Source organism: Streptomyces sp. NPDC012825 (genome assembly GCF_042900925.1).
GTDB lineage: Bacteria > Actinomycetota > Actinomycetes > Streptomycetales > Streptomycetaceae > Streptomyces.
In genome coordinates this window covers 289,081-314,595 of record NZ_JBIBBZ010000003.1, presented here as the reverse complement: position 1 = coordinate 314,595, position 25,515 = coordinate 289,081, and the positions used below count along the sequence as shown (strand labels likewise).

21 protein-coding genes are annotated in these 25,515 nt (G+C 73.1%); 11 read left to right on the top strand and 10 right to left on the bottom strand.

The window, feature by feature from the left end:
* Positions 1 to 94 precede the first annotated feature (94 nt).
* A complete protein-coding gene (locus tag ACFY7E_RS10010; RefSeq protein WP_389482739.1) occupies positions 95 to 1,057 on the bottom strand; it encodes a pirin family protein in 963 nt (320 codons plus the stop codon).
* A gap of 150 nt (positions 1,058 to 1,207) precedes the next feature.
* Positions 1,208 to 1,708 carry an SseB family protein gene (locus ACFY7E_RS10005; protein WP_383439528.1) on the bottom strand — a complete coding sequence of 167 codons (501 nt, stop codon included), beginning with the start codon at positions 1,706 to 1,708 and terminating at the stop codon, positions 1,208 to 1,210.
* 249 nt (positions 1,709 to 1,957) lie between these two features.
* On the opposite strand from ACFY7E_RS10005, the gene ACFY7E_RS10000 reads away from it, so the two are divergent.
* From ACFY7E_RS10000 to ACFY7E_RS09990, 3 genes are all read left to right on the top strand, one after another.
* Positions 1,958 to 3,787: an acyl-CoA dehydrogenase gene (locus tag ACFY7E_RS10000; protein ID WP_389482736.1), complete on the top strand. Its 1,830-nt coding sequence runs from the start codon at positions 1,958 to 1,960 to the stop codon at positions 3,785 to 3,787.
* Between the two features lie 135 nt (positions 3,788 to 3,922).
* Positions 3,923 to 5,230, top strand: a complete 1,308-nt coding sequence (locus tag ACFY7E_RS09995) for a M18 family aminopeptidase (RefSeq protein WP_389482733.1) — start codon at positions 3,923 to 3,925, stop codon at positions 5,228 to 5,230.
* 78 nt (positions 5,231 to 5,308) lie between these two features.
* Positions 5,309 to 5,653 (top strand): hypothetical protein, encoded by a 345-nt coding sequence (locus ACFY7E_RS09990; protein WP_389482730.1) that lies wholly within the window; start codon positions 5,309 to 5,311, stop codon positions 5,651 to 5,653.
* On the opposite strand, the gene ACFY7E_RS09985 is transcribed toward ACFY7E_RS09990, so the two are convergent.
* Complete coding sequence (locus tag ACFY7E_RS09985; RefSeq protein ID WP_389482727.1) at positions 5,654 to 7,453, bottom strand: NHL domain-containing thioredoxin family protein; 1,800 nt, start codon at positions 7,451 to 7,453, stop codon at positions 5,654 to 5,656.
* A 1,726-nt stretch (positions 7,454 to 9,179) separates the two neighbouring features.
* Between ACFY7E_RS09985 and ACFY7E_RS09980 the strand changes: the two genes are divergently transcribed.
* Together ACFY7E_RS09980 and ACFY7E_RS09975 are read left to right on the top strand one after the other, a co-directional pair.
* Positions 9,180 to 9,929 (top strand): hypothetical protein, encoded by a 750-nt coding sequence (locus tag ACFY7E_RS09980; RefSeq protein WP_389482725.1) that lies wholly within the window; start codon positions 9,180 to 9,182, stop codon positions 9,927 to 9,929.
* A gap of 31 nt (positions 9,930 to 9,960) precedes the next feature.
* Complete coding sequence (locus ACFY7E_RS09975) at positions 9,961 to 10,446, top strand: LURP-one-related/scramblase family protein (RefSeq protein ID WP_383442865.1); 486 nt, start codon at positions 9,961 to 9,963, stop codon at positions 10,444 to 10,446.
* Positions 10,447 to 10,450: 4 nt separating this feature from the next.
* Here ACFY7E_RS09975 and ACFY7E_RS09970 read toward each other — a convergent pair whose 3' ends face one another.
* The gene (locus tag ACFY7E_RS09970; RefSeq protein ID WP_389482722.1) at positions 10,451 to 11,248 is read right to left on the bottom strand and encodes a carbon-nitrogen family hydrolase; all 798 of its coding nucleotides are present in this window, start codon (positions 11,246 to 11,248) and stop codon (positions 10,451 to 10,453) included.
* 155 nt (positions 11,249 to 11,403) lie between these two features.
* On the opposite strand from ACFY7E_RS09970, the gene ACFY7E_RS09965 reads away from it, so the two are divergent.
* On the top strand, positions 11,404 to 12,231 hold the full coding sequence (locus ACFY7E_RS09965) for a maleylpyruvate isomerase family mycothiol-dependent enzyme (RefSeq protein WP_389482719.1): 828 nt from the start codon (positions 11,404 to 11,406) through the stop codon (positions 12,229 to 12,231).
* 45 nt (positions 12,232 to 12,276) lie between these two features.
* Here the strand turns inward: ACFY7E_RS09965 and ACFY7E_RS09960 are convergent, their stop codons facing one another.
* The 5 genes from ACFY7E_RS09960 to pdhA all read right to left on the bottom strand — a co-directional run bounded on the left by ACFY7E_RS09960 (position 12,277) and on the right by pdhA (position 17,990).
* Positions 12,277 to 13,593 carry a nitrate/nitrite transporter gene (locus ACFY7E_RS09960; RefSeq protein WP_389482716.1) on the bottom strand — a complete coding sequence of 439 codons (1,317 nt, stop codon included), beginning with the start codon at positions 13,591 to 13,593 and terminating at the stop codon, positions 12,277 to 12,279.
* On the bottom strand, positions 13,590 to 14,231 hold the full coding sequence (locus tag ACFY7E_RS09955; protein WP_383442877.1) for a GntR family transcriptional regulator: 642 nt from the start codon (positions 14,229 to 14,231) through the stop codon (positions 13,590 to 13,592). Before ACFY7E_RS09955 ends, ACFY7E_RS09960 begins: the two co-directional genes overlap by 4 nt.
* 138 nt (positions 14,232 to 14,369) lie before the next feature.
* Positions 14,370 to 15,782 carry a dihydrolipoamide acetyltransferase family protein gene (locus tag ACFY7E_RS09950; RefSeq protein ID WP_389483352.1) on the bottom strand — a complete coding sequence of 471 codons (1,413 nt, stop codon included), beginning with the start codon at positions 15,780 to 15,782 and terminating at the stop codon, positions 14,370 to 14,372.
* A 31-nt stretch (positions 15,783 to 15,813) separates the two neighbouring features.
* Entirely contained in the window at positions 15,814 to 16,794 is a 981-nt protein-coding gene (locus ACFY7E_RS09945; protein WP_389482713.1) for an alpha-ketoacid dehydrogenase subunit beta, read from the bottom strand.
* A 2-nt stretch (positions 16,795 to 16,796) separates the two neighbouring features.
* Positions 16,797 to 17,990: a pyruvate dehydrogenase (acetyl-transferring) E1 component subunit alpha gene (pdhA, locus tag ACFY7E_RS09940; protein WP_389482711.1), complete on the bottom strand. Its 1,194-nt coding sequence runs from the start codon at positions 17,988 to 17,990 to the stop codon at positions 16,797 to 16,799.
* Positions 17,991 to 18,332: 342 nt separating this feature from the next.
* On the opposite strand from pdhA, the gene ACFY7E_RS09935 reads away from it, so the two are divergent.
* The 3 genes from ACFY7E_RS09935 to ACFY7E_RS09925 all read left to right on the top strand — a co-directional run bounded on the left by ACFY7E_RS09935 (position 18,333) and on the right by ACFY7E_RS09925 (position 20,853).
* Positions 18,333 to 18,992 (top strand): response regulator, encoded by a 660-nt coding sequence (locus tag ACFY7E_RS09935; protein ID WP_383442886.1) that lies wholly within the window; start codon positions 18,333 to 18,335, stop codon positions 18,990 to 18,992.
* Positions 18,993 to 19,086: 94 nt separating this feature from the next.
* Positions 19,087 to 19,539, top strand: coding sequence for a pyridoxamine 5'-phosphate oxidase family protein (locus ACFY7E_RS09930; RefSeq protein WP_389482709.1), 453 nt, complete (start codon positions 19,087 to 19,089; stop codon positions 19,537 to 19,539).
* A gap of 306 nt (positions 19,540 to 19,845) precedes the next feature.
* Complete coding sequence (locus ACFY7E_RS09925; RefSeq protein ID WP_389483350.1) at positions 19,846 to 20,853, top strand: phosphotransferase; 1,008 nt, start codon at positions 19,846 to 19,848, stop codon at positions 20,851 to 20,853.
* 118 nt (positions 20,854 to 20,971) lie between these two features.
* Here ACFY7E_RS09925 and ACFY7E_RS09920 read toward each other — a convergent pair whose 3' ends face one another.
* The gene (locus ACFY7E_RS09920) at positions 20,972 to 22,609 is read right to left on the bottom strand and encodes a protein kinase (RefSeq protein WP_389482707.1); all 1,638 of its coding nucleotides are present in this window, start codon (positions 22,607 to 22,609) and stop codon (positions 20,972 to 20,974) included.
* Positions 22,610 to 22,871: 262 nt separating this feature from the next.
* Between ACFY7E_RS09920 and ACFY7E_RS09915 the strand changes: the two genes are divergently transcribed.
* Both ACFY7E_RS09915 and ACFY7E_RS09910 read left to right on the top strand, forming a co-directional pair.
* A complete protein-coding gene (locus ACFY7E_RS09915; protein WP_389482705.1) occupies positions 22,872 to 24,518 on the top strand; it encodes a protein kinase in 1,647 nt (548 codons plus the stop codon).
* Between the two features lie 591 nt (positions 24,519 to 25,109).
* Positions 25,110 to 25,514 (top strand): hypothetical protein, encoded by a 405-nt coding sequence (locus ACFY7E_RS09910; RefSeq protein WP_389482702.1) that lies wholly within the window; start codon positions 25,110 to 25,112, stop codon positions 25,512 to 25,514.
* Position 25,515: the final 1 nt, after the last annotated feature.

Genomic DNA, 25,515 nt, shown 5'->3' with positions numbered 1-25,515 from the left:
CGGAACCGAGTCGCCGGCACGGTTCACGGAGCCGGAGCGCCGGCACACCGCACGGAACCGGGGCGCGCGCCCCGGCCCCGTACCTCCGTACCCCCTACCCGCCCATCCCGTGGACCGCCGGGATCGTGCCGAGGCGGCCCGCCTGGAAGTCCTCGAAGGCCTGGCGCAGTTCGGCCTGGGTGTTCATGACGAACGGGCCGTAGTGGGCCATCGGCTCGCGGATCGGGCGCCCGCCGAGGAGGACGACCTCCAGGTCCGGGGTGTTGCCGTCCTGCTTCTCGTCGGCGCGGACGGTCAGGGCGCCTCCCTTGCCGAAGACGGCGGTCTGGCCGGTGTGGACCGGCCGCCGCTCGGCGCCGACGGTGCCGCGGCCCGCGAGCACGTACGCGAGGCCGTTGAAGTCCTCCCGCCAGGGGAGGCTGATCTCGGCGCCGGGGCGCAGGGTGGCGTGGATCATCGTGATCGGGGTGTGGGTGATGCCGGGGCCCTCGTGGCCGTCCAGCTCGCCCGCGATGACGCGGAGCAGCGCGCCGCCGTCGGGGGAGGTGAGCAGCTGGACCTGGCCGCCGCGGATGTCCTGGTAGCGGGGGGCCATCATCTTGTCGGCGGCCGGCAGGTTCACCCACAGCTGGAGGCCGTGGAAGAGGCCGCCGCTGACGACGAGGGACTCCGGCGGGGCCTCGATGTGCAGGAGGCCGGCGCCGGCGGTCATCCACTGGGTGTCGCCGTTGGTGATGGTGCCGCCACCGCCCTGGGAGTCCTGGTGGTCGAAGGTGCCGTCGATGATGTAGGTGACGGTCTCGAAGCCGCGGTGGGGGTGCCAGGGCGTGCCCTTGGGCTCTCCGGGCGCGTACTCCACCTCACCCATCTGGTCCATCATGATGAACGGGTCGAGGTACTGGTGGTTGATCCCCGCGAACGCCCGGCGGACCGGGAAGCCCTCTCCCTCGAAGCCGGAGGGGGCCGTGGTCACGGCGAGCACGGGGCGGGCCGGGGCGTCGGCGGGGGCGGCGACGCGCGGCAGGGTGAGCGGGTTCTCGACAGTCACGGCGGGCATGGTGGGACCTCCTTGGGCGACCTTGCACGTCCACTTTAGTTGAACGCTGAACTTTCTGCCACCCGGAACGCGGAACGCCCGGGAGGAATTCCCCCCGGGCGCCCGGTCGCGGGGCCTGTCCCGCGCGCCGGTCCGTACGCCGGCCGCGCGTCAGCCGTACATCCGCCGCATCGCGAAGTCGACCATCTGCTCCACGGCCTTCGCGTCGAAGACCATGCGGTGGTCTCCCTCCATGTCGAGGACGAAGCCGTAGCCGGTCGGCAGCAGGTCGATCACCTCGGCGCCGGTGATCACGAAGTACTTCGACTCCTTGCCCGCGTACCGCCGCAGCTCCTTGAGCGAGGTGAACATGGGGATGACCGGCTGCTGGGTGTTGTGCAGGGCCAGGAAGCCGGGGTTGTCGCCGCGCGGACAGTAGACCTTGGAGGTCGAGAAGATCTGCTGGAAGTCCTCGGCGGCCAGCGTGCCGGTGGTGAAGGCGCGCACGGCGTCCGCGAGGGAGGGCGGCGAGGGCTCCGGGTAGAGCGGGGCCTGCTGTCCGTAACCGCCCTGCACGCCCCCCGGCATGCCGGCCTGCATCCCGCCCTGCTGGGGCGGGATGTACTGCTGCTGGGCGGCACTGCCGTCCGTGTGCTGGCCGTATCCGTACATGGGCCCAGCCTATCGAGCGGCGGGGGGCCGCCGGGGGCCCGCGCCCCTTACCCGCCGGTACGTCCGGGGACGTGCGGCACCCGGGGTGCGCGGGGCGCACGGGGCTCGGGAGGAAGGCGAGTCTCGTCACAGATGCCCGCCAGGGGTTGCCCTTATTACCCACGGGTAGCATCATCGTGGAGAGCGTTTTGCTACTCACTGGTACGTGTACGAGGAACCTCCCTCCCCGAGCCTTACGGAGCCGTCGCCATGGGGCACTACAAGTCGAATCTCCGCGACATCGAGTTCAACCTCTTCGAGGTCCTCGGCCGCGACAAGGTGTACGGCACCGGTCCGTTCGAGGAGATGGACGTCGAGACCGCCAAGAGCATCCTCGACGAGATCCGCCGCCTCGCCGAGAACGAGCTCGCGGAGTCCTTCGCCGACGCCGACCGCAACCCGCCGGTCTTCGACCCGGAGACCAACACCGCGCCGGTCCCCGCCTCCTTCAAGAAGTCGTACGACGCCTTCATGGAGTCCGAGTACTGGCGCCTGGGCATCCCGGAGGAGATCGGCGGCACCGTCTCCCCGCGCTCCCTGATCTGGGCCTACGCGGAGCTGCTGCTCGGCTCGAACCCGGCCGTCTGGATGTACTCCTCCGGCCCGGCCTTCGCCGGCATCCTCCACAACGAGGGCAACGAGGCGCAGAAGAAGGTCGCGCGGATCGCCGTCGAGAAGCGCTGGGGCTCCACCATGGTCCTCACCGAGCCCGACGCGGGCTCGGACGTCGGCGCCGGCCGCACCAAGGCCGTCCAGCAGGAGGACGGCTCCTGGCACATCGAGGGCGTCAAGCGCTTCATCACCTCCGGCGAGCACGACATGGAGGAGAACATCCTCCACTACGTCCTCGCCCGCCCCGAGGGCGCCGGCCCCGGCACCAAGGGCCTGAGCCTCTTCCTCGTCCCCAAGTACGAGTTCGACTGGGAGACCGGCGAGCTGGGCGCCCGCAACGGCGTGTACGCCACCAACGTCGAGCACAAGATGGGCCTCAAGGCCTCCAACACGTGCGAGATGACCTTCGGCGACAAGCACCCCGCCAAGGGCTGGCTGATCGGCGACAAGCACGACGGCATCCGCCAGATGTTCCTCATCATCGAGTTCGCCCGCATGATGGTCGGCACGAAGGCGATCTCCACCCTCTCCACGGGCTACCTCAACGCCCTGGAGTACGCCAAGGAGCGCGTCCAGGGCACCGACCTGGCCAACTTCATGGACAAGGCCGCCCCCAAGGTCACCATCACGCACCACCCCGACGTCCGCCGCTCGCTGATGACGCAGAAGGCGTACGCCGAGGGCATGCGCTCCCTCGTCCTCTACACGGCCTCCGTGCAGGACGAGATCGCGGTCAAGGAGGCGGCCGGCGAGGACGCCAAGGCGCTGCACGGCCTCAACGACCTGCTGCTCCCGATCGTGAAGGGCTACGGCTCCGAGAAGGGCTACGAGCAGCTCGCGCAGTCGCTCCAGACCTTCGGCGGCTCCGGCTTCCTCCAGGAGTACCCGATCGAGCAGTACATCCGGGACGCCAAGATCGACACCCTCTACGAGGGCACCACGGCCATCCAGGGCCAGGACTTCTTCTTCCGGAAGATCGTGCGCGACCAGGGCGCGGCCCTGAACACGCTCTCCGAGGAGATCAAGAAGTTCCTCGCGGTCGGCACCGGCGGTGAGGAGCTGGCCGGCGCCCGCGACGCGCTCGCCAAGGCGGCCGTCGACCTGGAAGCCATCGTCGGCACGATGATCACCGACCTCACCGCCACCGGCGAGGACGTGAAGAACATCTACAAGGTCGGCCTGAACACCACCCGCCTGCTGCTCGCCTCCGGCGACGTCGTCGTCGGCTACCTGCTCCTGAAGGGCGCGACCGTCGCCGCCGAGAAGCTGGCCGCCGGCGCCTCCGGCAAGGACGTCGCCTTCTACCAAGGCAAGATCGCGGCCGCGAAGTTCTTCGCCGCCAACGTCCTGCCGGGCGTCTCCACCGAGCGCGCGCTCGCCGAGTCCGTCGAGGGCTCGCTGATGGACCTGGACGAGGCCGCGTTCTAGGACCGCTGTCCGCAGCGGCCGGGAACACCTCTCGTCCATACCAGGAACGGCTCGTCCCCGGGGAGGGGGGCGGGCCGTTCCGCCTTCCCGGGCACCCCGGCCTCCCCACCGGCCCCTCTGCGTAAGGTGAACCCCATGAGCAGCGCAGCCTCCCGTACCGCCGCGGGCCCCTTCGACCGCGGGCACACCGACGACCTGATGTCCTTCCTCTCGGCCTCCCCCTCGCCGTACCACGCGGTCGCGAACGCGGCCGGGCGACTGGAGAAGGCCGGCTTCCGGCGGGTCGAGGAGACCGCGGCCTGGGACGCGGCCAGTGGCGGGAAGTACGTGGTCCGCGGCGGCGCGATCATCGCCTGGTACGTGCCGGAGGGCGCCGCCGCCCACACCCCGTACCGGATCGTCGGCGCCCACACCGACTCCCCCAACCTGCGCGTGAAGCCGCGCCCCGACATGGGCTCCCAGGGCTGGCGGCAGGTCGCCGTCGAGATCTACGGCGGCACCCTCCTCAACACCTGGCTCGACCGCGACCTCGGCCTCGCGGGCCGCCTCACCCTCCGCGACGGCGGCCACCGCCTGGTGAACGTGGACCGGCCGCTGCTGCGCGTCCCGCAGCTCGCCATCCACCTCGACCGGCAGGCCAACGACGGCCTCAAGCTCGACCGCCAGCGCCACATGCAGCCCGTCTGGGGCATCGGCGACGTCCACGAGGGCGACCTGATCTCCTTCGTCGCCGCCGAGGCCGGGATCGACGCCGAGGACGTGTCCGGCTGGGACCTCATGGTCCACGCCGTCGAGGCCCCCGCCTACCTGGGCCGCGACCGCGAACTGCTCGCCGGGCCGCGCATGGACAACCTGCTCTCCGTGCACGCCGCCACCGCCGCGCTCGCCTCCCTCGCCGGCCGCGACGACCTGCCGTACATCCCGGTCCTCGCCGCCTTCGACCACGAGGAGAACGGCTCCGAGGCCGACACCGGCGCCCAGGGCCCCCTGCTCGGCAACGTCCTGGAGCGCTCGGTCTACGCCCGGGGCGGCTCCTACGAGGACCGGGCGCGCGCCTTCGCCGGCACCGTCTGCCTCTCCTCCGACACCGGTCACGCGGTCCACCCCAACTACGCGGAGCGGCACGACCCGACGCACCACCCGCGCGTCAACGGCGGCCCGATCCTCAAGGTGAACGTCAACCAGCGCTACGCCACCGACGGCAGCGGCCGGGCCGTCTTCGCCGCCGCCTGCGAGAAGGCGGGCGTGCCCTGGCAGTCCTTCGTCTCCAACAACGACATGCCCTGCGGCACCACGATCGGCCCGATCACGGCCGCCCGTCACGGCATCACCACCGTGGACATCGGCGTCGCGATCCTCTCCATGCACAGCGCCCGCGAACTGTGCGGCGCGGAGGACCCGTTCCTCCTCGCGAACGCGCTGGTGGCGTTCCTGGAGGGCTGAGCCCCCGGGTACGGGCGGGGCCGGACGGGGCGGCTCGCGAAACATCCGCGAAAGGTCCCGCCCGGCAGGCTCGTCCCCATGCACCGTCATGAGGGTCCGCCGCCGCGGAAGTTCGTCCCGTCCGTCGCCGTCGCCGTGCTCCTCGTCCTGACCGGGACGGGGCTGCTCATCGGCTCATACAACGACCGGCCGCCGTGGGGCACCGACATCGCGTACGAGGGCGGTTTCGTCCTGGCCTCCCGGATCCGCGGGTACGACGTGGACGGATCGCGGACGAAGGCGCTGCTCGCCGGGGAGTGCGCGCGGATGGAGCGGGACGGCATGGGCGGCGGCCGGGCCGTCCACGACCCGGCCGCCTGGGTGGCGGGCTGCCTGGACGGGGCCGCGGGGCGCCCGTCCAGGAACCAGGGGCTCCTTCGCTGATCAGGCGTGCTCGTCCATGCCCGCGAGGATCAGCGGCAGCCGGGAGACGCCCGCGTCCGCGACCTTCACCGGGACGCCCCAGTCCTGCTGGTGGACGTGGCAGGCCGGGTACTCGTTGGCCGGGTCGTCGTCGCAGGAGGCCGCCATCGCGGACACGTGCAGCACGCCTTCCGTGATCTCCGGGTTCAGGTCCAGCTCGCGGAAGAGGTCCGTGCCCGTGCCCCCGCCGCCGAGCAGCAGCTCCGGCGGGGTCGAGGAGACCAGGAGCCGGGTCGAGGGGCCGTAGCGCTCGTCCAGCTTCTGCCCGGTCGGGGCCCGGAAGACGACGTCGAGGCGGAGGCGGCCGGGGGCGACCTCGGTGGCCTCGCGCCGGGTGCGGTGGGCGACCGCCTCGACCCGGACGGCCTCCTCGGGCAGCCGCAGCCGGGTCAGCCGGTGCCGGGCGGACTCGACGACCACGATGTCCCCGTCCACCAGGACCGCGTCGCTCGGCTCGCGCAGGTCGGTGGCGAGGGTGGTGACCTCGCCGGTGGCGGGGTCGTAGCGGCGCAGGGCGTGGTTGTACGTGTCGCTGACGGCGACCGAGCCGTCGGGCAGGGCGGTCACGCCCAGCGGGTGCTGGAACAGCGCCTGGCCGGCGTCGCCGTCGCGGTGCCCGAAGTCGAAGAGCCCGGTGCCGACGGCGGTGCGCACGATCCCGTCCGCGTCGATCCAGCGCAGGGCGCTGGTCTCGGAGTCCGCGATCCACAGCCGGTCGCCGACCGCCGCGAGCCCGGAGGGCTGCGCGAACCAGGCCTCGGCGGCGGGCCCGTCGACGAGCCCCTCGTTGGTGGTCCCGGCCGCGACCTCCACGGTCTTCGTCTCCGGGTCGTACGTCCACAGCTGGTGGACGCCGGCCATGGCGATCCACACCTTCCCCCGCCACCAGGCCACGTCCCACGGCGAGGAGAGGTCGACCTCCAGGGCGGGGCCGGAGGTCGGGGACCCCTGCCACCACTGCTTCCCGGTGCCCGCGAGCAGCTCGATCGCGCCGCTCTCCGGGTCGTACGCGCGCAGGGCGTGGTGCACGGTGTCGGCGACGACGACCCTGCCGTCGGGGAGCCGCACGAGGCCCTGCGGCTCGCGGAAGACGCCCTCGCCGACGCGGCGCACGACGGTCTCGCCGTCCGCCGCCAGCTCGACCAGCTGGTGCCGGGTGGTGTCGGAGACCAGGAAGTTCCCGGACGGGAGCGTGATCGCCTTGCCGGGGAAGCGCAGGTCGGTGGCGACGGGCTCGGGCGCCACGTACGGCCCGTCGCCGCGCCGCAGCGTCCCCTTGGCCCCGTGCTCGGCCTCCAGCTCCTCCACGAGGGTGCGGATCGCGTTGGCGTGGCCCTCACCGGCGTGCTGGGCGACGACGTACCCCTCGGGGTCGATCACGACGAGCGTCGGCCAGGCCCGCACGGCGTACTGCTTCCAGGTCGCGAGCTCCGGGTCGTCCAGTACGGGGTGGTGCACCTCGTACCGCTCGACGGCGTCCACCACGGCTTGGTGCTCGGCCTCGTGCACGAACTTCGGCGAGTGCACCCCGACGATCACCAGGGTGTCGCGGTGCTTCTCCTCCAGGTCGCGCAGCTCGTCGAGGACGTGCAGGCAGTTCACGCAGCAGAAGGTCCAGAAATCGAGAAGGACGATCTTTCCCCGCAGGTCGGCGAGGGTCAGTTCTTCTCCGCCGGTGTTCAGCCAGCCGCCCTTGCCGATCAGCTCGGGGGCGCGGACACGGGCACGTCGGGGCGCGGGGGTGGGCGCGGCAGCGTTCATGGGTCCAAGGGTGCCGTACGGGTGGAAAGTGGGGGTCGGGCGGGGGCGGAGGGCGTGTCCGGGGGCGGGTTCCGGGGTGGGGGCCGGTCAGCATGACGGGCATGGAGCACGTGGTCAGATCATCGGACTATTCCTGCCGTCGGGTGATCGGCGGGTTGCTCGTGGTGGTCCTGCTCGCCCTGCCCGGGGCGCTCCTCGCCGAGGGCGCGGGGTGGGCCGGCGGGGTCGGGGACGGGAACCTGCGGCTGACCGTGACCGTGAACGGCCGGGCCGACAACCACCTCCGGCCGCCGGAGGTACGGGTCGGAGGGTGGGTCGTGAAGCGGTACCGGCTCCTCAACCTGAGCGAGGCGGACCTGCACCGGGTCCGGGTCCTCGACCCCGGCGCCCCCGCCGGGTCCGTGCGGTGCCCGGGGTCGCCGCTCCCCGCGGCCGAGGAGGTGGAGTGCGTGGCCCGGTTCCGGGCGGTGGCGGGCAGGCACGTGCATCCCGTACGGGCCGAGGGCGACGTCCCCTCCCTGCACACACGGCTCACCGCGACCGCCCGCTCCGGGTACGCAGGGGTCGCCGGGGCCCTCCAGCTCACGGAGGAGGTGGTGGTCGCCATGCCGGGATCGGGTGCGGGTGCGGGTGCGGGTGTGGGTGTGGGTGTGGGTGTGGGTACGGGCTCGGGCTCGGGTGCGGGTGCGGGTGCGGGTACGGGCTCGGGCTCGGATGCGGGCGGGGCGTCCGTCACCGTGACCTACACCGTCACCAACCGGGGGAACCTCCCCCTCCAGGCCGTGCGGGTCGAGGACCCCGGCCTCGCGCTCGCGCCCGGCGCTCCCGACTGCGGGGGGCAGGGCGGGACCGTGCCCGTCCTCGCCGTGGGCACCTCCGCCCTCTGCACGGCCACGGTACGGCTCGCCCCGGGGACCTACCGGAGCACCGGCCGCGCCTCCGGGAGCGACCGGGCGACCACGCTCGGAGCGGGGGGCGAACGGGTCTCGGCACCGGTGATCACGGCGGGGGCCTCGGCCGCCTTCGTGGTGGGGGGAGGGGCGGGGGCCGGAGCGGGCGCCGGGGCCGGGGCGGGAAGCGGGAGCGGGAGCGGGGGTGCCGCGGGGAGTACGGGGAGTTCTTCGGGTTCCCGCGGGGTGGGAGCCGGGGCCGGGGCGAGTGGGACTTCGGGGGCGGGTGGAGTGCCGGGGGCAGCTGGGGTGAGTGGTGCGTCTGGGGCGGGCGGGTCCTCCAGGGCGTCTGGGGCGGGCGGGTCCTCCAGGGCCTCTGGGGCGGGCGGGTCCTCCGGGGCGTCTGGGGCAGGCGGGTCCTCCGGGGCGTCTGGGGCAGCCGGAGCCTTGCAGGCGGCCGGGGCGGGGAGCGGTGCGGTACCCGGAGCGCTTGGGGCTCCAGGAGCGCTTGGGGCTCCCGGGGCCCCCGGCGCCCTCGCCGGTGCGGGGACGACCGGGCTCCCCGCGCCCCCCGCCGTTCCCGGTGCCGGCGTCGCCCCCGGAGCCGTACCCCCCGGAGTCGTACCGCCGCCCCCCGGAGCCGTACCGCCGGTTCCGACCCCCGTCTCCCCTCCCGATCTCCGGCGTGCCGTCGGGCTCGACGGTGAGGGGTTCCTCGGGCGGGTGCGGCGGCGGGCCCGGGAGGCGCGGGAGTTCGGGGTGGCGACGATGTTGCTGATGCTCCTGATCCCGGCGGCCGTCGCCGCCGCGCTCCTCGGCAGCCGGAGGTCGTGACCGTGGCCCTGCTCGAAACCCTCGTCGTCGTCCTCGGGGTCGCGCTCGTCGCCGCCCTCTCCGTCTTCGCCAAGACCAGGCTCTTCCCGGTCGGGGAGGACGAGGAGCCGCGCGAGGACGTGGCCGAGTACATCGCCATGATGGTGTCGGTCCTCTACGCCGTCGTCCTCGGCCTCTGCCTGGTCTCCGTCTGGGAGACGCGCGCGGCCGCCTCCGACCACGTCCAGGCCGAGGCGAGCGCCCTGCACCAGACGTACCTCCTCGCGGACGCGCTCCCCCTCGCACAGCGGCAGCCGGTGCGGAACGCGGCCCGCACGTACGCGAGCCACGTCGTGGACGTCGAGTGGCCCGCGATGGCCGGCCGCGAGCCGCTCGACCCCTCGGGCTGGACGCTGCTCGACCAGTTGCGGCGGGCGGGCGAGGTGACCCGGTCCGACCGGGTGTCCGAGCAGATCGCGGCCCAGGAGGTGCTGGCCCAGCTCGGTTACGTCGACGACGCGCGGCGCGGCCGGGAGGCGGCGGCGCAGGAGCGGCTCTCGCCCGTGCTGTGGACGGGGCTGCTGATCGGCGGCATGCTGACGCTCGCGTTCATGTTCCTCTTCGGGATCAAGCGGAGCACCACCCACGTGGTGATGGTGATGGGCCTGTCCGGGTTCATCGCCTTCACGGTGCTGCTGATCCATCAGCTCGACTCGCCGTTCGGGGAGATGCTCGGCGCGACCCCGGACCCGTTCACCCGCTACTTCGGGTGAGAACCGCTTCCGGAAGGGCAGGATCGACAGGGTGAAATATCTCGTACGGGACAAGATCTTCGCGATCGGCGACGACTACTGGATCGAGGACGAGTACGGGCGCCACGCCTTCCTCGTCGACGGCAAGGCCATGCGGCTGCGCGACACCCTGGAGCTGAAGGACCCCGAGGGACGGGTCCTGATCACCCTGCGGCAGAAGATGCTCAGCCTGCGGGACGCGATGACGATCGAGCGGGACGGGGAACCGCTGGCGACCGTCCGCCGCAAACGGCTCTCGCTGCTGCGCAACCACTACCGGGTGACCCTGGTCGAGGGCACGGAGCTGGACGTCAGCGGCCGCGTCCTGGACCGGGAGTTCACCGTCGAGTACGAGGGCGAGCTCCTGGTCCACGTCTCCCGGCAGTGGTTCCACGTCCGCGACACGTACGCGGTGAACGTGGTCCGCGAGGACGCCGACGCCTCCCTCATGGTGGCGGTGGCGGTGTGCGTGATCCGGATGGCGGAGCGGGAGAGCTGAGACCCTACCGCCGCTTCGGTGTCGCCACGCCCAGGACCCGGTCCTTCAGGGCCGGGAACTCCTCGCGGGTCGTGGCGACCCGGCCGGGGTCGAGCGCGACGCGCAGGACCTCCTCGCCGGGGCCCGCCTCCGCGAGGACCTCGCCCCAGGGGTCGACGACGATGGAGTGGCCGGCCTGCTCGACGCCCGCGTGGGTGCCGGCGGTGCCGCAGGCGAGCACGTACGCCTGGTTCTCGACCGCGCGGGCCCGTGCCAGGAGGGTCCAGTGGGCGCGGCGGCGGGCGGGCCAGCCGGCCGGGACGACGAAGGCCTGGGCGCCCGCGTCGACCAGGCCGCGGAAGAGTTCGGGGAAGCGCAGGTCGTAGCAGGTGCCGACGCCGACGGTGAGGTGCGGCAGGTCGACGGTGACCAGGTCCTCCCCGGCGGCCATGAGCACCGCCTCGCCCTCGTCGAAGCCGAAGCGGTGGATCTTGCGGTAGGAGGCGGCGAGTTCGCCGTCGGGGGAGAGGACGAGCGAGGTGTTGTAGAGGGCGCCGGCCTCCGCCTCGACGAACGAGCCGGCGTGCAGCCAGACCCCGGCGTCCCGGGCGGCCTCGGCCATCGCCCGGTGCGTGGGTCCGTTCAGCGGCTCGGACCCGGCCGCGAAGAGGTCGGACGCGAAGGCGCCGACGGTCCACAGTTCGGGGAGGACGACGAGGTCGGCGTGGCCGGATTCCGCCCTTACGAGGCGGGCCGCGCGGGCGCGACGGGCGTCGACCGGTTCGTCCGGGTCTACCGCGATCTGGATCAGCGAGGCGCGCACACTACCACCGTCCTGGCATTCGAGCCGTCAACACCGGCCTACGATCGTCACACGAAAGCACTGCCGGGGTGCCTTCGGGCAGCGTAACTTAGCGTCCGAGCCTCCCACCCAGTCGTGTTTTCAGCCCGCGCACCGAAGAACCGCCGAGGGGTCCCGTGACCGTCCATCCCAGCCTCCAGAACCACGCCGACGCCTGGACGCACTCCGTCGAGGCGATAGCCGAGCTGGTGCAGCCGCTCGTGGAGGGCGAGTGGAACCGGCGGACCCCGTGCCCCGGCTGGTCGGTGCGGGACGTCGTGTCCCACGTCATCGGCATGGAGACGGAGATGCTGGGCGACCCCCGGCCGATCCACTCGCTGCCGCGCGATCTGTACCACGTGCGCAGTGACTTCGCGCGCTACATGGAGGTCCAGGTCGATGTGCGGCGCCACCACACGGCGCCGGAGATGACGTCGGAGCTGGAGTACGTCCTGATCCGCCGGGCCCGTCAGCTGCGCAACGAGAACCGCTCCCCCGACCGTCTGATCCGCGCCCCGCTGGGCGCCGAGCAGACCCTGGAAGCGGCCTACCGGGAGCGGGCCTTCGACGTGTGGGTGCACGAGCAGGACCTGCGGACGGCGCTCGGGGTGCCGGGGAACCTGGATTCGCCCGGGGCGCTCGTGGCCCGGGACGTGCTCCTGGAGGCGCTGCCGAAGGTGGTGGCCAAGGACGCGGGCGCGCCGGCCTCCTCGGCGGTGGTGCTGGACGTGACCGGTCCGGTGGAGTTCCTGCGGACGGTGCGGGTGGACGCGGAGGGGCGCGGTTCGATCGACGGCGCGCCCTCGCTCGGCCCGGCGGTGACGCTCGCGACGGACTGGGAGACGTACGTGCGCCTCGCCTGCGGCCGGGTCCGGGCGGCCGACGCGGCCGACCGGATCAAGGTGGAGGGCGACGAGCGGCTGGCACGGGCGATCCTCGACAACTTCGCGGTGACGCCCCGCTAGCCACCCGCCGTACGGGGGAAACGCGCTGTACGCGTGGGCCATCCGCTACACCGGTACGTGCACGGCCTCCACGCGGCTGGCGACGAGCCGTTCCCGTTCCCTGCGGTGGGTGCGGGCCTTGAGGCGCAGGATCTGCGCGAGGCCCAGGGCTTCGAGCACGAAGACCGAGGAGAACGCGATCCGGTAGTCGTCGCCGGTCGCGTCGAGCAGCACGCCGACGGCGAGCAGCGTCGTCATCGAGGCGACGAAACCACCCATGTTGACGATGCCCGAGGCGGTGCCCTGACGCTCCGGCGGGTTCGCCGGACGGGCGAAGTCGAAACCGATCATCGAGGCCGGCCCGCAGGCACCGAGGACCAGGCAGAGCGTGACGAGCAGCCACATCGGGGCGTGGTCGCCGGGGTACGCGAGGGTGGCGCCCCACAGCAGGGCGGTGGCCGCGACCGTGCCGAGGGCGAGCGGGGCCCGGGCCGCGTGGTGGCGGGCGATGATCTGCCCGTACGCGAGGCCGACGCCCATGTTCGAGAGCACGACCAGGGTGAGCAGCGTCCCGGCGGTGGACCGCGACAGGCCCTGTGCCTCGACGAGGAACGGCAGTCCCCACAGGAGCAGGAAGACCATGGCCGGGAACTGGGTGGTGAAGTGCACCCACATGCCGAGCCGGGTGCCGGGCTCGCGCCAGGACTCGGCGATCTGGCGGCGGACGTAGGCGGCGCCGGCGTGCGGGGAGGGCCGGGGTTCGTACCCCTCGGGGTGGTCCTTGAGGAAGAGCAGCAGCAGGACGAGGACGAGGACGCCGGCGAAGGAGCTGCCGACGAAGGTGGCCGTCCAGCCGAGGCCGTGCAGGGCGCGGGCGATGACGACGGTGGAGACCAGGTTCCCGGCCATGCCGAAGAGGGCGGCGACCTGACCGATGAGGGGGCCGCGCCGGGCGGGGAACCAGCGGCTGCCGAGGCGCAGGACGCTGATGAAGGTCATGGCGTCGCCGCAGCCGAGGAGCGCGCGGGAGGCGAGCGCCGTGCCGTACGACGGGGAGAGCGCGAAGCCGAGCTGGCCGGCGGTGAAGAGGACGACGCCGAGGACCAGGACCTTCTTGGTGCCGAGCCGGTCGACCATGAGGCCGACGGGTATCTGCATGCCGGCGTAGACGAGCAGCTGGAGGATGGAGAAGGTGGAGAGCGCGGAGGCGTTGACGTCGAAGCGGTCGGCGGCGTCGAGGCCGGCGACGCCGAGCGAGGTGCGGAAGATGACGGCGACGAAGTAGACGGCGACGCCGACGCCCCAGACGAGGGCGGCGCGGCGGCCGCCGGGCGGGTCTCCGGGGAGGGTGACGGCGGAGCCGTATCCGTTGCGGTCGCTCACCGGTCCTCACCCCGGACCAGGACCTTGACCCAGCTGAGGTGCTGGCGGACGCAGTGCGCGGCACCCTCGGCGTCGCCGGCCTTGATGCGGTCGAGGATCTCGGCGTGCTCGGTGATGTTCTTGGCGACGCGGTCGGGCTGGGACTGCATCACGGCGACGCCCATGCGCAGTTGGCGGTCGCGGAGCTGGTCGTAGAGCCGGGCGAGGATCTGGTTGCCGGCGTGCTGGACGATCTCGGCGTGGAAGCAGCGGTCGGTGACGGCGACCTCCGCGAGGTCCCCGGCCCCGGCCCGCCGCTTCTGCTCCTCCAGGAGCTCTTCGAGGCGGGCGATCAGGGCGGCGGGAGCGGGCACGGCCCGGCGGACGGCGAACTCCTCGACGAGGAGCCGGGTCTCGACGACGTCGGCGATCTCCTGGGCGGAGACGGCGAGGACGAGGGCGCCCTTCTTCGGGTAGAGCTTGAGGAGCCCTTCCATCTCCAGCTTGAGCAGCGCCTCGCGGACGGGGGTCCGCGACACCCCCACGGCCGTGGCGAGTTCACCCTCGGTCAGGAGGGTGCCCCCTTCGTAGCGCCGGTCGAGTACGGCCTGCTTGACGTGCATGTAGACGCGGTCGGCTGCTGGGGGTGCTGAAGGCATGCGTACAGCATAGATACAACATGGATGCCGCGCAGGGCCCCGTCCATGATGCGGACGGGGCCCTGTCGGCTACTTTTTCGCCGGTTTCACGTGAAACCACGCATGCCGGGCACGACGCTCAGCCGATCGCGTCGGGCATCACGCCCAGGTGATCAACCGCTTCGGCTGCTCCAGGATCGCGGCGACGTCCGCCAGGAACCTGGAGCCCAGCTCGCCGTCGACCAGGCGGTGGTCGAAGGAGAGGGCCAGCGTGGTGACCTGACGCGGCTTCACCTTGCCCTTGTGGACCCACGGCTGGAGCTTGATCGCGCCGACCGCGAGGATCGCGGACTCGCCGGGGTTGAGGATGGGCGTACCGGTGTCGACGCCGAAGACGCCGACGTTGGTGATGGTGAAGGTGCCGCCCTGCATCGCCGCCGGGGTGGTCTTGCCCTCGCGGGCCGTGGCGACCAGCTCGCTCAGCGACTTCGAGAGCTCGGGCAGGGTCTGGGCGTGCGCGTCCTTGACGTTCGGCACGATCAGACCGCGCGGGGTGGCCGCGGCGATGCCCAGGTTCACGTAGTGCTTGAGGACGATCTCCTGTGCCGCCTCGTCCCAGGACGCGTTGATCTCCGGGTTGCGCCGGACCGCGACCAGGACCGCCTTGGCGATGAGGAGCAGCGGGTTGACCCGCAGGCCCGCCATGTCCTTGTCGGTCTTGAGTTCCTCGACCAGCTTCATCGTGCGCGTGATGTCGAAGGTCACGAACTCGGTGACGTGCGGGGCGGTGAAGGCCGAACCGACCATCGCCGCCGCCGTGGCCTTCCGTACGCCCTTGATGGGGATACGGGTCTCCCGGGCGCCGGACGACGCCACGGAGGTCTCCGCGGCGGGCGCGGCGGGCGCCGGGGACTGGACCGGGGCCGGAACCGGGGCCTCGACGGCCGGTGCGGGCGCCGGAGCGGCGGCCGCGTGGACGTCCTCACGGGTGATGACGCCGTCCGGGCCGGTCGGGACGACCGTCGCCAGGTCGACGCCGAGGTCCTTGGCGAGCTTGCGGACCGGCGGCTTGGCCAGCGGCCGGCCGGCCCCCGCCGCGTGCCCGTTGAGCTGTCCGGGTACGGAGACGGCGACGGACGCCTGCTGTGCGGGGGCGGCCGGGGCCGCGTCGCCCGACGCCTTGCGGGCGCGGCGCTTGGTGGAGCCGGCGGCCACGCCGTAGCCGACGAGGACCGGCTGGCGGCCCTGCGGCTCGTCCTCCTCGGCCTCCGTCTCCGCCGGGGCGGTCGCCGGTACGGCCTGGGCCGCCACGGACTCGGTCACCGGGGCGGCCGGGGCGGGGGGCGCGCCGCCGCCGACGTCCACCGAGATGATGACCTGGCCGACGTCGACCGTCGTCCCCTCGGGGAAGCACAGCTCGTGGACCGTGCCGTCGAACGGGATCGGCAGCTCGACGGCCGCCTTGGCCGTCTCGACCTCGCACACGACCTGCCCGTCGGTGACGGTGTCACCCGGCTGGACGTACCACTTGAGGATCTCGGCCTCGGTGAGGCCCTCGCCCACGTCGGGCATCTTGAATTCGCGGATCGTCACGGTGCTCTCCTCAGTACGCCAGCGAGCGGTCGACGGCGTCGAGCACGCGGTCGAGACCCGGCAGGTACTCCTCCTCCAGGCGCGCCGGCGGGTACGGCGCGTGGTAGCCGCCGACCCGCAGGACGGGGGCCTCCAGGTGGTAGAAGCAGCGCTCGGTGATCCGGGCGGCGATCTCCGCGCCGGAGCCGAAGAAGACCGGGGCCTCGTGGACGACGACCAGGCGGCGGGTCTTCTCGACCGAGGCCTGGAGGGTGTCGAAGTCGATCGGGGAGATCGAGCGCAGGTCCACGACCTCGACCGACTTCCCCTCCTCGGCGGCGGCCGCGGCCGCCTCCAGACAGGTCTTCACCATCGGGCCGTAGGCCACCAGGGTGAGGTCCGTGCCCTCGCGGGCGACCTGGGCCCTGTGCAGCTCGCCGGGGATGGCCTCGGTGTCGACCTCGCCCTTGTCCCAGTAGCGGCGCTTGGGCTCGAAGAAGATGACCGGGTCGTCGCTCTGGATCGCCTGCTGGAGCATCCAGTAGGCGTCGGAGGGGGTGGCGGGGGTGACGACCTTGAGGCCCGCGACGTGCGCGAAGAGCGACTCGGGGGACTCGGAGTGGTGCTCGACGGCGCCGATGCCGCCGCCGTACGGGATGCGGATGACGACCGGCACCTTCACCGCGCCGAGCGAGCGGGCCCGCATCTTCGCGAGCTGCGTGACGATCTGGTCGTACGCCGGGAAGACGAAGCCGTCGAACTGGATCTCCACGACCGGCCGGTAGCCGCGCAGGGCGAGGCCGATGGCGGTGCCGACGATGCCGGACTCGGCGAGCGGGGTGTCGACGACCCGGTCCTCGCCGAAGTCCTTCTGGAGGCCGTCGGTGATCCGGAAGACGCCGCCGAGCTTGCCGACGTCCAGGCCCATGACGATGACCTTGGGGTCGGTCTCCAGGGCCGTGCGGAGCGACTCGTTGAGCGCCTTCGCGAGGGGAAGCTTCTGAACAGCCATGATTACTCGGCCTCTCCGTCCGCGAAGGACGCCTGGTAGGCGGCGAACTGCGCGCGCTCCTCGTCGACGAGCGCGTGCCCGTCCGCGTACACGTTGTCGAACATCGCCGTGTGCTCCGGTACGGGCATGGCGCGGACGACCTCGCGGACGTGCTTGCCGAGGGTCTCGCTCTCCGCCTCCAGCTCCTCGAAGAAGGCCGCGTCGGCGTGGCCCTCGTTCTCCAGGTACGCCCGGAGGCGCAGGATCGGGTCCTTGGCCTCCCACTCCTCGCGCTCCGCGTCGCGGCGGTAGCGGGTCGGGTCGTCGGAGGTGGTGTGGGCGGCCATCCGGTAGGTGAACGCCTCGATGAGCGTCGGGCCCTCGCCGCGGCGGGCGCGCTCCAGGGCGGAGCGGGTGACCGCGAGACAGGCCAGGACGTCGTTGCCGTCGACGCGGACGCCGGGGAAGCCGAAGCCGCGGGCGCGCTGGTAGAGCGGGACGCGGGTCTGCTTCTCGATGGGCTCGGAGATGGCCCACTGGTTGTTCTGGCAGAAGAACACGACCGGGGCGTTGTAGACCGCGGAGAAGACGAACGCCTCGTTGACGTCGCCCTGGCTGGAGGCGCCGTCGCCGAAGTACGCGAGGACGGCGGAGTCCGCGCCGTCCTTGGCGACGCCCATGGCGTAGCCGGTGGCGTGCAGGGTCTGCGAGCCGAGGACGATCGTGTACAGGTGGAAGTTGTTGGTGTTGGGGTCCCAGCCGCCGTTGTTCACGCCGCGGAACATGCCCAGGAGGTTCGTCGGGTCGACGCCCCGGCACCAGGCGACGCCGTGCTCGCGGTAGGTCGGGAAGACGTAGTCGTCGTCCCGCAGCGCACGGCCCGAGCCGATCTGGGCGGCCTCCTGCCCGAGGAGCGAGGCCCACAGGCCCAGCTCGCCCTGGCGCTGCAGGGAGGTGGCCTCGGAGTCGAAGCGACGGGTGAGGACCATGTCGCGGTAGAGGCCGCGCAGCTCCTCGGCGCTCAGGTCGATGTCGTAGTCGGGGTGCTGGACGCGCTCCCCTTCGGGCGTCAGGAGTTGGACGAGCTCGGGCTCCGTCGCTCCCGCCGCGGCGCGCGTGCTCGTCTTCTTGGTGGTGCTCGGGCTCGCGCTTGCGGTGCGCTTGGTGCCGCTGCTGCGTCGCGTCGTCTTGCGCGCGGCAGTGCTCTCCACGGTCACGTGCGTGCTCCTCCGTCGGTCCGGCCCCCGGGTTCGCCGGTGAGGCCAGTGCGGCTCTCCGCCTTATCCGTACCCTTCGCACGGGGTGGGTGCGACGCGGCCGGGGTCGGGCGTGACAAGTGCCCCGGCGAGCGCCCTGTCATAGGCACGTTACCCACAGCGCGGCATTACCGCGAAACCCCTCTTGACCTGCGATTTTGCTTGGATTTCCAAGTAAATCGAGAAAAGCGGGAACAGCGGCTGGTCAGCGCGTCGGCAACGGCTTGGAGGGCCGCCGGAACAAGGCGCACGTTATCCCGCGCACCCCGGGCGCGGGAAGAGCCAATATGTGAGACTGACGGCGTGCGCGAAGAAGGAAAAATCCGGGTATTTCTGCTGGACGACCACGAAGTGGTCCGGCGCGGCGTCCACGAGCTGCTCTCCGTGGAGGGCGACATCGAGGTCGTCGGCGAGGCCGGTACGGCGGCGGACGCGCTGGTCAGGATCCCCGCGACCCGCCCGGACGTCGCGGTGCTCGACGTCCGGCTCCCGGACGGCAGCGGGGTGGAGGTGTGCCGGGAGGTCCGCTCCCGGGACGAGGACGTCAAGTGCCTGATGCTGACCTCGTACGCGGACGACGAGGCCCTCTTCGACGCGATCATGGCCGGGGCGTCGGGATACGTCCTCAAGGCCATCCGGGGGAACGAACTCCTGAACGCGGTGCGGGACGTGGCGGCCGGCAAGTCGCTGCTCGACCCGGTGGCGACCGCCCGGGTCCTGGAGCGGCTGCGCGACGGAAACGCTCCCAGGGGTGACGACCGGCTCGCCCATCTGACGGAGCAGGAGCGCAGGATCCTGGACCTGATCGGCGAGGGTCTGACCAACCGGGCCATCGGCGAGCGGCTCCACCTCGCGGAGAAGACCATCAAGAACTACGTCTCCAGCCTGCTGTCGAAGCTGGGCATGGAGCGGCGCTCGCAGGCCGCGGCGTACGTGGCGCGGATGCAGGCCGAGCGGCGCTGACCGGCCCGGCCGGGTCCGCTTCGGGACCTACGTCCCCCCGCGAGGGGGCCGGGGGCCCTTTCCGGGCCCGCGGCGGTGACGGAGGGTGGACGTCATGTCCCCCGACGAGATCCGCGCCATCGAGCTGCTCCGCCGTGTGTCGTACGGCCGGCTGGCGACGAGCGTGCGGGCGATGCCCTTGGTCGCCCCGGCCCGCCACGTCGTGGCCGGCGGCCGGGTGCTGCTCCGGATGCACGAGGGCCTCGCCCACCACGAGGCCTGTGACGGCAGCGTCGTCGCGTACGGGGCGGACAACTTCGGCTCGGGGTCCGAGCGCGTCTGGTCCGTGCAGTTCAGCGGCACCGCGCGGGTCGTGGAGCCGACCGTAGAGGAACTCGCGGCCTTCGGCACCGGGCCGGAGCTGGTGGACGGCGAGCCCTTCGCCCCGGTCCACCTGCGGATCGCACCGCGGTTCGTGACGGTCCACGCGCTCGACTACGCGGGCGGGGCCACCGGAACCCGGCCCGCGGCCCGTCCCGCAGGGCGACACCTCCACCACGCAGCGTGATCTAACATCTGGCGGGTGCCGCGCTCATCTGAAACCCTCTCCCCGCCGACCGGCGCACCGCCACCACCGCCCACCCGACCGACCGGCCCACCGCCCCGGCCGGGCGGAGCACGGTCCGGCGCCCTGCCCGCGCGATCCGGTGGGGGCCTGCCCGCCCGCGTCGGTGGGGCCCCGTTCGCCCGCGTCGGTGGGGGCTCGTCCGCCCATGTCGGTGATGGCCCGCCCACCCGCAGCGGCGGTGGCCCAACCGCCCGTGCCGGCGGTGGCCCGTCCGTCCGCACCCTCGGCGCCCCGCCCGTCGACGTGCTGCTGCGCCGGCACCGTCACGCCGGGGAGCCGTTGTCCTGCGTGCCGGTCACCGAGGGGCTGCTCAACCGCGGTTTCCGCCTCACGACCACCCGTGGCACCTACTTCCTCAAGCAGCACCTGGACGCCGCCACCGCCGACCGGGCCACCGTCGCCCGCCAGCACCGCGCCACCCAGCGCCTGCACGCCCTCGGACTGCCCGTCGCCCCGCCGCTCGCCGACGCCCGGGGCCGCACGGTCGCCGTCGTCGGCGGCCACTGCTACGCCCTGCACCCCTGGGTCGAGGGCCGGCACCGGGACGGCGGCCAGCTCTCCACCGGCGGCTGCCGCCGTCTCGGCACCCTCCTCGGACAGGTCCACACGGCGCTCGACCGGGTCATGGGCGCCCCCGGGGCCGCCGGGCCCGGCGGGGTGCCCGGCGGGACGGACGCGGACGCGTGCGCGAGCGCGGACCCCCAGGACACCTTCCGGGCCATCGACGAGCTGATCCGCCTCGTCCGCGCGCACCGCCCCCGCGACAGCTTCGACGCGCTCGCCGAGCACCGGCTCAGGGAGCGCCGGACGCTGCTCGCCCGGCACGCCCACCACCGACCGCCCGCCGCCTCGGCCGCCGGCTGGGTGCACGGCGACTTCCACCCGCTGAACCTGCTCTACCGGGGCGCGGAGCCCGCCGCGATCGTCGACTGGGACCGGCTCGGGTTCCGCCCGAGGGCCGAGGAGGCGGTCAGGGCGGCCGCGATCTTCTTCGTACGGCCGGAGGGCGAGCTGCCCCTGGGGAAGGTGCGGGCCTACGCGCGCGCGTACCGGCGGGCGGCGGGCGCCGACGGCGCCGAGCTGGCGGCGGCGGCGCACCGGGTGTGGTGGGAGCGGCTCAACGACTTCTGGACCCTGCGCTGGCGCTACCAGCTGCACGACCGGAGGGCCGACGCGCAGTTCCCCGCGGTGTCGGCCCTGGCGGTCTGGTGGACCCGCGAGTACGAGGCGGTGCGGGAGGCCTTCGCGGGGTGAGCGCCCGGCCGGCGGCCGGGGCGACCGGCCCGCGGCCGACGCGATCGGGCCTCGCCCGCCGGGACCGGCCCTGGCGGGACCGGCCCCGATGGAGCCGGCCCCGGTCGGGCCGGGACCGTCAGCCCGCCTCGCCGGTGGCCGTCGGATCGGTGCCCGGTTCGCCGGTGCTGCCGCCGCCGGCGTCGCCGCCCCCGGTGGGTTCGCCGGTCGGCTCGGTGGCCGGCGGGGTCGTGGGACCGGTCGTCGGGTCGGTGGGCTCCGTGGGCGGGTCCGTGGGCTCGACCGGCGGCGTGGTGGTCGGCTCGACCGGCGTCTCGGTGGTCGGCGTGCCCCCCGTGGGCCACTGCGGCTGCCGCGTCGGCTGCCGGGTCCACGACGGGTCCTGCGTCGAGCCGCCGGTGGACGTGCCCGGGTCCTCCGTCTGCTCCTGGGTGGGCTCCGGCGAGGGCGTGGGCTTCTCCGAGGGCGTCACCGACGGTGAGGTGGTGATGGTCGGCGTCTTGTTGTTGTCCGTGCCGCCGCCGCCGTTCCCGCCCGCCTTGCTGAGGGCGAACGCGACCCCGGCGACCACCGCGACCACGGCGAGCGCGGCGAACAGCCACATCCTGCCCCGACCGCCGCCGGCACCCTGCGACCCGTACGCGCCGCCCCGGCCGTAGCCCCCGCTGCCGCCCGTACCGCCGTCGTAACCGCCGTCGTCGGGGTTCATCGGCGGGATGATCGGGCCCTGCGCGGTCTCCCCGTGCGTCGGGTGACCCATCGCGGCCGTCGCGGCGACGCCGCCGGCCGGGGTCCGCCCGCCCTCGTGCGCCTCGATCGGGCCGGTGTTCCACGTGCCGGTGTAGCCGCCCTGCTGCTGGAGCATCTGGAGGGCGTACTGGATGAGCCCGCGCATCTCCTCGGCGCTCTGGAACCGGTCGTCCGGCTCCTTCGCGAGCGAGCGCATCACCAGGCCGTCCAGCTCCGGCGGCACGGACCCCGTCACGTCGGACGGCGGGACCGGCGCGTCCTGGACGTGCTGGTACACGACGGACAGCGGGGTCTCGCCGGTGAAGGGGGGCCGCAGCGCGAGGAGTTCGTAGAGGAGGCAGCCCGTCGCGTACAGGTCGGAGCGGTGGTCGACGGCCTTGCCGAGCGCCTGCTCGGGGGAGAGGTACTGCGGCGTGCCCATGACCATGCCGGTCTGGGTCATCGTCGACTGCGCGCCGTGCAGGGCGCGGGCGATGCCGAAGTCCATGACCTTCACCGCGCCGGCGTGGGTGATGATCACGTTGGCCGGCTTGATGTCGCGGTGCACGATGCCGTGCTGGTGCGAATAGGCCAGCGCCTCCAGGACCCCGGAGACGATGACGAGGGCCTGCTCGGGACCGGGCGCCTCGGCGCTCAGCAGCAGGTCACGGATGGTGCGGCCCTCGACGATCTCCATCACGATGTACGGCACGGGCCGGCCGCCCACCAGGTCCTCGCCGGAGTCGTACACGGCGACGATCGCGTGGTGGTTGAGGCCGGCGACGGACTGCGCCTCGCGCGTGAAGCGGGCCTTGGAGACCGGGTCCTCGGCGAGGTCGGCGCGCAGCAGCTTGACGGCCACGGTGCGGCCGAGCCGTACGTCCTCCGCCGCGAACACCTCGGCCATGCCGCCGCGTCCCAGACGGTGCGTCAGGCGGTAGCGTCCGTCGCCGACGACTCCGCCGACGCCCCAGGATTCGGCGGACGCGTCCGGCACACCGCCACCTGCTCCGGATTCGGGTGCCATCAGTCCTCGCCGTCGTCTGTCGTACCGTGTCCAGTCGTCACGCTACAGGCTCCGTGCGACATCACGGTCCGAGATGGACCGGCCATCCAATCCCGTTCACGTACACCTGTGCAAATTCGACGCATTCCCGCACCGGTTCGGAAACGCTTCCTGTGCGGAGGGTCACGTAACGGGCGCCCGGCTTGACGTGTCACCGCCCTGGGGCAGACTTGGCCGGGAAAATCGGAACGACGCCGCCACGCGCGCGTAGGGGGAAGCACGGATGAGCCAGGACGGCGCACAGGGCCGCTATGCGGGCGGTTCGGTCGCGGGCGGCCGGTACCAGCTGCGCGACCTTCTCGGCGAGGGCGGCATGGCGTCGGTGTACCTGGCGTACGACACCGCCCTCGACCGGCAGGTCGCCATCAAGACCCTCCACACGGAGCTCGGCCGGGAGCAGTCCTTCCGCGAGCGGTTCCGGCGCGAGGCGCAGGCCGTCGCGAAGCTGTCCCACACCAACATCGTCTCGGTCTTCGACACCGGCGAGGACACCCTCGACGGCGCCGTCATGCCGTACATCGTCATGGAGTACGTGGAGGGGGAGCCGCTCGGCTCGGTCCTCGCGGCGGACGTGCGGCAGTACGGCGCGATGCCGGCCGACAAGGCGCTGAAGGTCACGGCCGACGTGCTCGCCGCGCTCGAGGTCAGCCACGAGATGGGCCTGGTCCACCGCGACATCAAGCCGGGCAACGTGATGACGACCCGGCGCGGCGTGGTCAAGGTCATGGACTTCGGCATCGCGCGGGCCATGCAGTCGGGGGTCACCTCGATGACGCAGACCGGCATGGTCGTCGGCACCCCGCAGTACCTCTCCCCCGAGCAGGCCCTCGGCCGCGCGGTGGACGCCCGCTCCGACCTCTACTCGGTCGGCATCATGCTCTTCCAGCTCCTGACGGGCCGGCTCCCCTTCGACGCCGACTCCCCGCTCGCCATCGCGTACGCGCACGTGCAGGAGGAGCCGGTCGCCCCGTCCTCCGTCAACCGCTCGGTGACGCCCGCGATGGACGCGCTCGTCGCCCGCGCGCTGCGGAAGAACCCGAACGAGCGGTTCCCGAGCGCGGCGGCCATGCGCGACGAGTGCCTGCGGGTCCTGGCGGCCGGGCGGACCGGCGCCCCCGTGATCGTCGCGGGCGGCCCGGTCAGCAGCGGCGCGGGCGTCGGCTCGGCGGTCTTCCCGCCGGTCGGCCAGACCCCGCCGCCCGGTCCGCACTCCGGCCCGCACTCCGGTCCGCACGGCGTGCAGCAGCCGTACGTGGCGCCGCAGCCGGGACCCTACGGCCCCGCGACCCCCGCGCCCGCCCCGTCGTACGGCTACCCGCAGCAGGCCCCGACGCCCGCGCCGTACGCCCACCAGACCGCCGCGCCCGCCCCGTACGCCCAGGTGCACGCGCCCGCCGCGGCGGGCGGCGGCTCCCGGCGGAACACCCCGGTGCTCGTGGGCGCGATCGCGGTCGCCGTGCTCGCGATCGGCGGCCTGATCGTGGGGCTCGCGCTCGACAAGGGCGACGACAAGGACCCGCAGGCGGGGGCCACCGGCGGCACGGACACCCGGCAGAGCCAGTCGGCGGTGCCGGGCCACAAGGGCCCCGACCTGAGCAAGACCATCGACGTGGAGAAGTGCACCCAGCCGAGGGAGTCGGGGGACGACCCCGACAAGTTCGAGGTGCCCAACTTCAAGTACCGGAACATCCAGTCGGTGAAGGACTGCGTCCAGGCCGCCGGGTGGAAGATCAAGGTCCAGACCCCGGTGGACGAGGTGACGTACGGCGAGGGCACGGTCCTGGAGCAGTACCCGCCGGTCGGCACGGACATCACCGCCCAGGACGCGGAGTTCACGCTCCAGGTCTCGACGGGCAACCCGGCGCAGTAGTCCCTGCGGCCCCTCTCCCGGAAGCACGCGGGTGCACGCGGGATGCGCCTTGGGTGCACGCCGGATGCGTGTCGGGTGCGCCTTGGGTACACGCCGGATGCGTGTCGGGTGCGCGTCGGATGCCTGTCGGATGCACACCGGGTGCCGGAATCACCCCGGTATGTGACGCTGAGTCGAACACCTCGGCGGCTCGGTACGGGAGGGGGTCACCCGGTGACTCCAGCACTCGACGGGGCGCGGGCGAGAGCCCTGCGCCCCGCGCTCACCTGCACGTTCGTCTGCGCCTGCGCCCTGTACGCCGCGCCCCTCGCGCATCCGGCGGAACCTCCGGGCGTCGTGGCGGGCGCCACGGCCCCGGCGCCCCCCGCCGGGAGCGGTCCGGCGGCGTCCCCGGCGCCCTCCGCGACCCCTTCGGGGGTGCCTTCCGTGACCGTCCCGCCGTCCGTCCCCGCCGTCCCCGTCCCCGCCGCCACTCCTGGCCCCGGGTCCGGGAGTGGAACCGGGTCCGGTTCCGGTCCGGTTTCCGTCTCCGCTCCACCGGGGCGCGCCGGAAGCGCCGTTTCGTCGGCCCCCGCGCCCGCCGGGGCCCCCGTGCCCGCCGGGGCCCCCGTGCCCGCCGGGCCCTCCGACGTCCCCGCTCCGGCGGCCTCCGCCTCCCTCGCGGGCCGGCCCGCCGCCGAGGGCAGGCTCCGGCCCGGCCGCACCGAGACCGCCGCGTCCCCGTCCTCGCCTCCCGCGAGCCCCCTCCGTACCGAAACCGCTACGGAATCGGAGCCGTGGGGGGACGGGGAGGAGGGGGACGGAACGGTACGCGAGGAGGAACCCGCGCCGCCCGAGGCCGCGCCCGCCAGCCTGCCCGCCGTCGCGCCCCGGGCGGGCACCGAGACCGCCTCGGACCTCGTCGACCAGCGGGTTCCCGTGCTCACCCTGGGGCTGGGACTGGCCCTGATGGGTCTCGGCATCGGCTTCCTGGGACTCCGGATGCGCCGCCGCTGAG

Excerpts from the sequence above, each read along its gene's own strand:
- ACFY7E_RS10010 (WP_389482739.1), bottom strand. The coding sequence starts at position 1,057 with ATGCCCGCCGTGACTGTCGAGAACCCGCTCACCCTGCCGCGCGTCGCC.
- ACFY7E_RS10005 (WP_383439528.1), bottom strand. The coding sequence starts at position 1,708 with ATGTACGGATACGGCCAGCACACGGACGGCAGTGCCGCCCAGCAGCAG.
- ACFY7E_RS10000 (WP_389482736.1), top strand. The coding sequence starts at position 1,958 with ATGGGGCACTACAAGTCGAATCTCCGCGACATCGAGTTCAACCTCTTC.
- ACFY7E_RS09995 (WP_389482733.1), top strand. The coding sequence starts at position 3,923 with ATGAGCAGCGCAGCCTCCCGTACCGCCGCGGGCCCCTTCGACCGCGGG.
- ACFY7E_RS09990 (WP_389482730.1), top strand. The coding sequence starts at position 5,309 with ATGCACCGTCATGAGGGTCCGCCGCCGCGGAAGTTCGTCCCGTCCGTC.
- ACFY7E_RS09985 (WP_389482727.1), bottom strand. The coding sequence starts at position 7,453 with ATGAACGCTGCCGCGCCCACCCCCGCGCCCCGACGTGCCCGTGTCCGC.
- ACFY7E_RS09955 (WP_383442877.1), bottom strand. The coding sequence starts at position 14,231 with ATGCCTTCAGCACCCCCAGCAGCCGACCGCGTCTACATGCACGTCAAG.
- ACFY7E_RS09950 (WP_389483352.1), bottom strand. The coding sequence starts at position 15,782 with ATGCCCGACGTGGGCGAGGGCCTCACCGAGGCCGAGATCCTCAAGTGG.
- ACFY7E_RS09945 (WP_389482713.1), bottom strand. The coding sequence starts at position 16,794 with ATGGCTGTTCAGAAGCTTCCCCTCGCGAAGGCGCTCAACGAGTCGCTC.
- ACFY7E_RS09930 (WP_389482709.1), top strand. The coding sequence starts at position 19,087 with ATGTCCCCCGACGAGATCCGCGCCATCGAGCTGCTCCGCCGTGTGTCG.
- ACFY7E_RS09920 (WP_389482707.1), bottom strand. The coding sequence starts at position 22,609 with ATGGCACCCGAATCCGGAGCAGGTGGCGGTGTGCCGGACGCGTCCGCC.
- ACFY7E_RS09915 (WP_389482705.1), top strand. The coding sequence starts at position 22,872 with ATGAGCCAGGACGGCGCACAGGGCCGCTATGCGGGCGGTTCGGTCGCG.